Origin of the sequence: Longimicrobium sp. (assembly GCF_035474595.1) — a bacterium.
GTDB lineage: Bacteria > Gemmatimonadota > Gemmatimonadetes > Longimicrobiales > Longimicrobiaceae > Longimicrobium.
In genome coordinates this window covers 1-5,905 of record NZ_DATIND010000021.1, presented here as the reverse complement: position 1 = coordinate 5,905, position 5,905 = coordinate 1, and the positions used below count along the sequence as shown (strand labels likewise).

Below are 5,905 nucleotides of genomic sequence, written 5' to 3'. Positions count from 1 at the left end.
AGCTCGCGGGCGACCGGCCCGAAGATGCGCGTGGCGCGCGGCTCGCCCGCGTCGTTGATGATGACGGCGGCGTTCTCGTCGAACCGGATGTAGCTGCCGTCCTTGCGCCGGACCTCCTTGGTGGTGCGGACCACCACGGCCGTGGCCACGTCGCCCTTCTTCACGGTCCCGTCGGGGAGCGCGTCCTTCACCGCCACGATGATCTGGTCGCCCACCGAGGCGTAGCGGCGCTTGCTCCCGCCCAGCACGCGGATCACCAGCGCCTTCTTGGCGCCGGAGTTGTCCGCGATCCGGACGATCGATTCCTGCTGCAGCATTGGTCTGCTCCTAAGATCCAGGGCCCCGCCCCGCGGGCGACGGAATCAGGCCGTCGCTCGCGGAGGGCGGGGTCGCCGCCGTTGTCAGCGGGCGCGCTCGATCAGCTCGGACACGCGCCAGCGCTTCAGCTTGCTGAGCGGGCGGGTCTCGGTGATGCGCACCACGTCGCCGGTGTGGTACTCGTTGTTCTCGTCGTGGGCGTGGTACTTCTTGCTGCGCGTCACCTGCTTGCCGTACAGCGGGTGGGCGTAGCGGCGCTCCACGCGCACCACCACGGTCTTGTCCATCTTGTCGGAGACCACGATGCCCACGCGCGTCTTGCGCCGGGCGCGGTCCTCGGCGGTCTCCGCCTGGTTCACGGCGTTGTCGGCGCTCATCGGGGGCTCCCCTGGTTCTGCAGCTCGCGCTCGCGCAGCACCGTCTTCAGGCGCGAGATGTCGCGGCGGAGGTTGCGCAGCAGCATGGGGTTCTCCAGCTGCTGCGTGGCGGAGCGGAACCGCAGCCGGAAGCGCTCCTCCTGGAGCTGCTCGATGCGGTCCTGGATCTCGCCGTCGGTCATGTCACGGATCTCGGGGGCGTTCACGCCTCACCTCCCTGCTGCTGGCCGGTGAGCGCGGCGGCCGCGGCGGCCGAAGCCGCGTCGGTGCGCTCGCGCTCCACGATCTTGCACTTCACCGGAAGCTTGGCGGCGGCCAGCTGCAGCGCCCGCTTGGCCACCTCGGGCTCCACGCCCTCGAGCTCGAACATGATCCGGCCCGGGCGCACCACGGCCACCCATCCCTCGGGGTTGCCCTTGCCCTTGCCCATGCGGACCTCGAGCGGCTTCTTGGTGATCGGCTTGTCCGGGAAGATCCGGATCCAAACCTTGCCGCCGCGCTTGATGTGGCGCGTCATGGCGATACGGGCCGCCTCGATGGAGCGGTTGGAGATCCAGCCGGGCTCCAGGCTCTGCAGCCCCCAGTCGCCGAACGCCACGTAGTTGCCCCGCGTGGCCGCGCCGCGCATGCGGCCCTTCATCTGCTTGCGGTACTTGACTCTCTTCGGTGCGAGCATTGGTCAGTCTCCTCAGGCGTCGGTCGAGTAGGTGCGGCCGCGCCGGTTCTCGACCACCTCGCCCTTGAACACCCAGACCTTCACCCCGATCGTCCCGTAGGTCGTGCGGGCGGTGGACTGGGCGTAGTCGATGTCCGCGCGCAGGGTCTGGAGCGGAATGCGCCCCTCCTTGTACCCCTCGGTGCGGGCGATCTCGGCGCCGTTCAGGCGGCCGGCCACCTGCACCTTGATCCCCTCGGCGCCGGCGCGCATGGCGTTCTGCACCGCGCGCTTCATGGCGCGGCGGAAGCTCACGCGCTGCACCAGCTGGTGCGCGATGGAGTCGGCCACCAGCTGCGCCTCGACCTCGGGGCGCTTGACCTCTTCCACGTTGATGGCGACCTCGTTGCCGGGGCTGAGGCGGGCCAGCTCGTCGCGGAGCTTGTCCACCTCGGCGCCGCCCTTGCCGATCACCACGCCCGGACGGGCGGTGTGCACGGTCACGATGGTCTTGCCGGGCTTGCGCTCGATGTCGATCTCGCTGATCGAGGCGTGGCCCAGGCGCTGGTTCAGGTACTTGCGGATCTTCTCGTCCTCCATCAGGAGGGTGGGAAAGTTCCGCTCGGCGTACCACTTGCTCCGCCACGGCGCCACGATCCCCAGGCGGAAGCCCCTCGGATGCGTCTTCTGTCCCATCGGGCTACTCCTTGCGGTCGACGACGATGGTGAGCTCGGTGGTCCGCTTGATGATGGGCGTGGCCCGCCCCATGGCGCGGGGCGAAAAGCGCTTCAGCCGCGGACCTTCGTTGGCGTACGCCTCCCTCACCACCAGCTCGTCGACGTCGACGAACTGGCCCGTGGCGTCGGCGGCCTGCGTGGCGTTGGCCACGGCCGAGCGCAGGGTCTTCTCGATGGGGCGGGTGGCCGCCTTCTTCGAGAACTTGAGGATCGAGTACGCCTCGTTCACGCCCCGGCCGCGGATCAGGTCCAGGACCATCCGCATCTTGCGGGGGCTCATCCCGACGTTGCGGGCGATTGCACGTGCCTTCATCTCAGTCATCCCCTTTCTCTAGCGCGCCTTGGCGCGCTTGTCGACGAGCTTGCCGCCGTGCCCCTTGAAGGTGCGCGTGGGCGCGAACTCGCCGAGCTTGTGCCCCACCATCTGCTCGGTGAGGTACACGGGGATGAACTTGTTGCCGTTGTGCACGGCAAGCGTGTGTCCGACGAAGTCCGGGGTGATGGTGGAGCTGCGCGACCAGGTCTTCACGACCCGCTTCTCGCCCTTCTCGTTCATCGCCCGGATCTTCTTGCTGAGGCTGTCGTCTACGAACGGCCCCTTCTTCAGGCTTCTGGGCATTCTTTCCTCATCGCACTTAGTCTCCCCGGCGGGACCTGCGAAGCCTTCCCGCGGGTCTGAGTCCACGTGATGCCGGGGAGTTCCGGCGCCAGTGGTGGACGCGAACGTAAGTGCCTGGTCCCCAGTGCCCAGTGCCAAGTGGAAGATCGTCCACCAGGCACTGGGCACTGGGCACTTGGCACTGCTGTATCACTTCGTCGCCCGGCCCCGCTTGCGGCCGCGGACGATCAGCTTGTTCGACGCCTTCTTGTTGTGGCGGGTCTTCACGCCCTCGGGCTTGCCCCAGGGGCTCACCGGGGGACGGCCGCCGGAGCTCCGGCCCTCGCCGCCGCCCAGCGGGTGGTCCACCGGGTTCATCACCACGCCGCGGACCTTGGGGCGCTTGCCCCGCCAGCGGTTGGCGCCCGCCTTGCCGATGGACTGCTTCTCGTGGTCCACGTTCCCCACCTGGCCCACGGTGGCCATGCACTCGCGCCGCACCATGCGCATCTCGGTGCTGGGCATGCGGAGCGTCACGTAGTCGCCCTCCTTGGCCGCGATCTGCACCCCGGCGCCGGCCGAGCGGGCCATCTGGCCCCCCTTGCCGGGGCGGAGCTCCACGTTGTGCACGGTGGTGCCCAGCGGGATCTCGGCCAGCGGAAGCGCGTTCCCCGGCTTGATGTCGCTGCCGCTGCCGGCCACCACGCTGTCGCCCACCTGCAGCCCGCGCGGGTGCAGGATGTAGCGGCGCTCGCCGTCCTCGTAGACCACGAGGGCGATGTTGGCCGTGCGGTTGGGATCGTACTCGATGCGCTCGACCTTGCCGGCCACGCCGGCCTTGTCGCGCCTGAAGTCGATCACCCGGTACAGGCGCTTGTGCCCGCCGCCCTTGTGGCGGCTGGTCACGTGCCCGTGGTGGTTGCGCCCGCCGGTGCCCGAGATCTTCTCGGTCAGCGCCTTCTCGGGGCGCCCCTTGTGGGTGACCTCGGCGAAGTCGCTGGTCGAGCGGAAGCGCGTGCCGGGGGTCACCGGCTTGAACTGCTTGGTCGGCATGTTACACTCCCTCGAAGAGCTCGATCGAGTCGCCTTCCGCGAGGGTCACGACCGCCTTCTTCCACGAGGCCTTGCGGCCCACGTGGCGGCCCATGCGCTTCTCCTTGCCGGCGTAGCGCATGGTGCGGACGTCCCTGACCTTCACGTTGAAGTGCTTCTCGACCGCCTGGGCGATCTCGATCTTGTTGGCGTCCTTGGCCACCACGAAGGTGTAGGCGCCCAGCCGGTCGAGCTGGTCGTGGCTCTTCTCGGTCACGAGCGGGCGCACGATCACCTCGTTGACGTTCACCTTAGGCATTCACCACCTCCTCGGCGTCGGCATCGGCGGTCTGGCCGGCACCCTGCTTCACCTGGTCGAGCGCGGCCTGCTCGATCACCACCTGGCGCGCCACCATCACGTCGTAGGCGCTGGCCTGGGCGAAGGGCATGACCTCCACGTTGGGAAGGTTGCGCGCCGACAGGTACACGTTGCGGCTGGAGCCGTCGGTCAGGATCAGCACGCGCTTGGCGCCGGCCACCCCGATCTTCCCCAGCAGCTCGGCGAAGGCGCGCGTCCTGGGCGCCTCGGGCGCCAGGCGCTCGATGACGGCGATCTGGCCGTCGATGGCGCGCTGGTTGAAGGCGCTCCTGCGGGCCAGCGACTTCACCTTGCGCGGCACGTCCTGGTGGTAGCTGCGCGGGCTGGGTCCGAACACGATGCCGCCGCCCCGCCAGTGCGGAGCGCGCATCGAGCCCTGGCGGGCGCGGCCGGTGCCCTTCTGGCGCCAGGCCTTGCGGTTGCCCCCGGACACCATCCCGCGGGTCTTGGTGGCGGCGGTCCCCTGGCGCTGGTTGGCCAGGTACGCCTTCACCGTCTGGTGCAGGGCGGCCTCGTGGACGCGCCCGTCGAACAGCTCCTCGGGGAGCTGCACGTCGCCGTTCTGCTCGCCGGCGGCGTTGTAGTATCGTGCGGTCAGCATCTCGTGGGCCTCACTGCTTCTGGACGAAAACCACGCCGTTCACGGGCCCCGGCACCGCGCCGCGCACGTACAGCAGGTTCTTCTCGGCGTCCACCTTGGCGACCAGCAGGTTGCGTACGGTCTGCTGCTCGGCCCCCATGTGGCCGGGCATGCGCTTCCCCTTGATCACGCGGCTGGGGTTGGTGCCGGCGCCGATGGAGCCGGGCGCGCGGTGGATGCGGGTGGCGCCGTGGCTGGCGCGCCCGCCGCCAAAGCCGTGGCGCTTCATCACGCCCTGGAAGCCGCGCCCCTTGGTCACGCCGGTGACCTTCACGCGGCCGCCGCGCTCGAAGCCGCCCACCGTGACGGTCGAGCCGACCTCGGGGGTCTCGTCGAAGCGGAACTCCTTCAGCACCGCGGGGGCGGCCTGCAGGCCGGCCTTCAGCGCGTGGCCCTTCTCGGCCTTGCTCGCGCGGGTGTCCTTCTGCTGGCCGAAGCCGAGCTGGACGGCGGTGTAGCCCTCCTTCTCCTGGCTCCGCACCTGCACCACCGGGCAGGGCCCGGCCTCGATGACGGTCACGGGCACCACGGCGCCCGCCTCGTCGAAGATCTGGGTCATCCCCAGCTTGCGTCCGATGATCGCGTTCATGGTTTCGCCTCCCTCAGTCCACCTTGATCTCGACGTCCACACCCGCCGGAAGATCCAGCTTGGTGAGGGCGTCGACGGTCTGCGGGCGCGAGTCCAGGATGTCGATCACACGCTTGTGCGTCTTCAGCTCGAACTGCTCGCGGCTCTTCTTGTCCACGTGCGGCGACCGCAGCACGGTCCACCGCTGCACGCGCGTGGGAAGGGGAATGGGGCCGCTGATGGTGGCCCCCGTCTTCTCCGCCGTGCGCACGATGTCGGCCGTGGTCTGGTCGATCACCGCGTGATCGAAGCCCTTCAGCCGGATCCGGATCTTGCCTGCCATATCGGTACTTCCTCTCAGCTCAGTCGGTTGACGTTCGTCGTGCAAGTCAGAGCGGAGGCGGCGCCGGCCCGCGTATCTTACGCGAGGGGGCTCCGCCTCCCGCCAACCGGCCTTATTCGACGATCTCGGTGACGACGCCGGCGCCCACGGTGCGGCCGCCCTCGCGGATGGCGAAGCGAAGCTCCTTCTCCATCGCGATCGGGGTGATCAGCTCCACCACCATCTGCACGTTGTCGCCCGGCATCACCATCTCCACG

The 5,905-nt window shown here is 69.2% G+C and carries 12 protein-coding genes and 1 pseudogene; all 13 read right to left on the bottom strand.

The features are described 5' to 3' along the window. Window positions 1-317, bottom strand: a 317-nt coding sequence (gene rplN, locus VLK66_RS03290) for a 50S ribosomal protein L14 (protein ID WP_325307888.1), incomplete at its 3' end; no start/stop codon positions are given. 84 nt (window positions 318-401) lie between these two features. After that, the gene (gene rpsQ / locus VLK66_RS03285) at window positions 402-695 is read right to left on the bottom strand and encodes a 30S ribosomal protein S17 (protein WP_325307886.1); all 294 of its coding nucleotides are present in this window, start codon (window positions 693-695) and stop codon (window positions 402-404) included. After that, window positions 692-877 carry a 50S ribosomal protein L29 gene (rpmC, locus tag VLK66_RS03280; RefSeq protein ID WP_349260478.1) on the bottom strand — a complete coding sequence of 62 codons (186 nt, stop codon included), beginning with the start codon at window positions 875-877 and terminating at the stop codon, window positions 692-694. Before rpmC ends, rpsQ begins: the two co-directional genes overlap by 4 nt. 20 nt (window positions 878-897) lie before the next feature. Further along, the gene (gene rplP / locus VLK66_RS03275; protein WP_325307882.1) at window positions 898-1,371 is read right to left on the bottom strand and encodes a 50S ribosomal protein L16; all 474 of its coding nucleotides are present in this window, start codon (window positions 1,369-1,371) and stop codon (window positions 898-900) included. 12 nt (window positions 1,372-1,383) lie between these two features. Next, window positions 1,384-2,046, bottom strand: coding sequence for a 30S ribosomal protein S3 (gene rpsC, locus VLK66_RS03270; RefSeq protein ID WP_325307880.1), 663 nt, complete (start codon window positions 2,044-2,046; stop codon window positions 1,384-1,386). 4 nt (window positions 2,047-2,050) lie between these two features. Then, window positions 2,051-2,401 (bottom strand): 50S ribosomal protein L22, encoded by a 351-nt coding sequence (gene rplV, locus VLK66_RS03265; RefSeq protein WP_325307878.1) that lies wholly within the window; start codon window positions 2,399-2,401, stop codon window positions 2,051-2,053. An 18-nt stretch (window positions 2,402-2,419) separates the two neighbouring features. Continuing rightward, complete coding sequence (gene rpsS, locus VLK66_RS03260; RefSeq protein ID WP_325307876.1) at window positions 2,420-2,707, bottom strand: 30S ribosomal protein S19; 288 nt, start codon at window positions 2,705-2,707, stop codon at window positions 2,420-2,422. Window positions 2,708-2,896: 189 nt separating this feature from the next. Next, window positions 2,897-3,739 (bottom strand): 50S ribosomal protein L2, encoded by an 843-nt coding sequence (gene rplB, locus VLK66_RS03255; protein ID WP_325307874.1) that lies wholly within the window; start codon window positions 3,737-3,739, stop codon window positions 2,897-2,899. Window position 3,740: 1 nt separating this feature from the next. Beyond that, on the bottom strand, window positions 3,741-4,037 hold the full coding sequence (gene rplW, locus VLK66_RS03250) for a 50S ribosomal protein L23 (RefSeq protein ID WP_325307873.1): 297 nt from the start codon (window positions 4,035-4,037) through the stop codon (window positions 3,741-3,743). Further along, the gene (gene rplD / locus VLK66_RS03245; RefSeq protein WP_325307871.1) at window positions 4,030-4,698 is read right to left on the bottom strand and encodes a 50S ribosomal protein L4; all 669 of its coding nucleotides are present in this window, start codon (window positions 4,696-4,698) and stop codon (window positions 4,030-4,032) included. Before rplD ends, rplW begins: the two co-directional genes overlap by 8 nt. A 10-nt stretch (window positions 4,699-4,708) precedes the next feature. Beyond that, window positions 4,709-5,326, bottom strand: coding sequence for a 50S ribosomal protein L3 (gene rplC / locus VLK66_RS03240; RefSeq protein WP_325307870.1), 618 nt, complete (start codon window positions 5,324-5,326; stop codon window positions 4,709-4,711). Window positions 5,327-5,339: 13 nt separating this feature from the next. Then, window positions 5,340-5,648 (bottom strand): 30S ribosomal protein S10, encoded by a 309-nt coding sequence (gene rpsJ, locus VLK66_RS03235; RefSeq protein WP_325307869.1) that lies wholly within the window; start codon window positions 5,646-5,648, stop codon window positions 5,340-5,342. A gap of 112 nt (window positions 5,649-5,760) precedes the next feature. Continuing rightward, window positions 5,761-5,905 (bottom strand): annotated as a pseudogene (tuf, locus tag VLK66_RS03230) (elongation factor Tu); the annotation flags it as partial.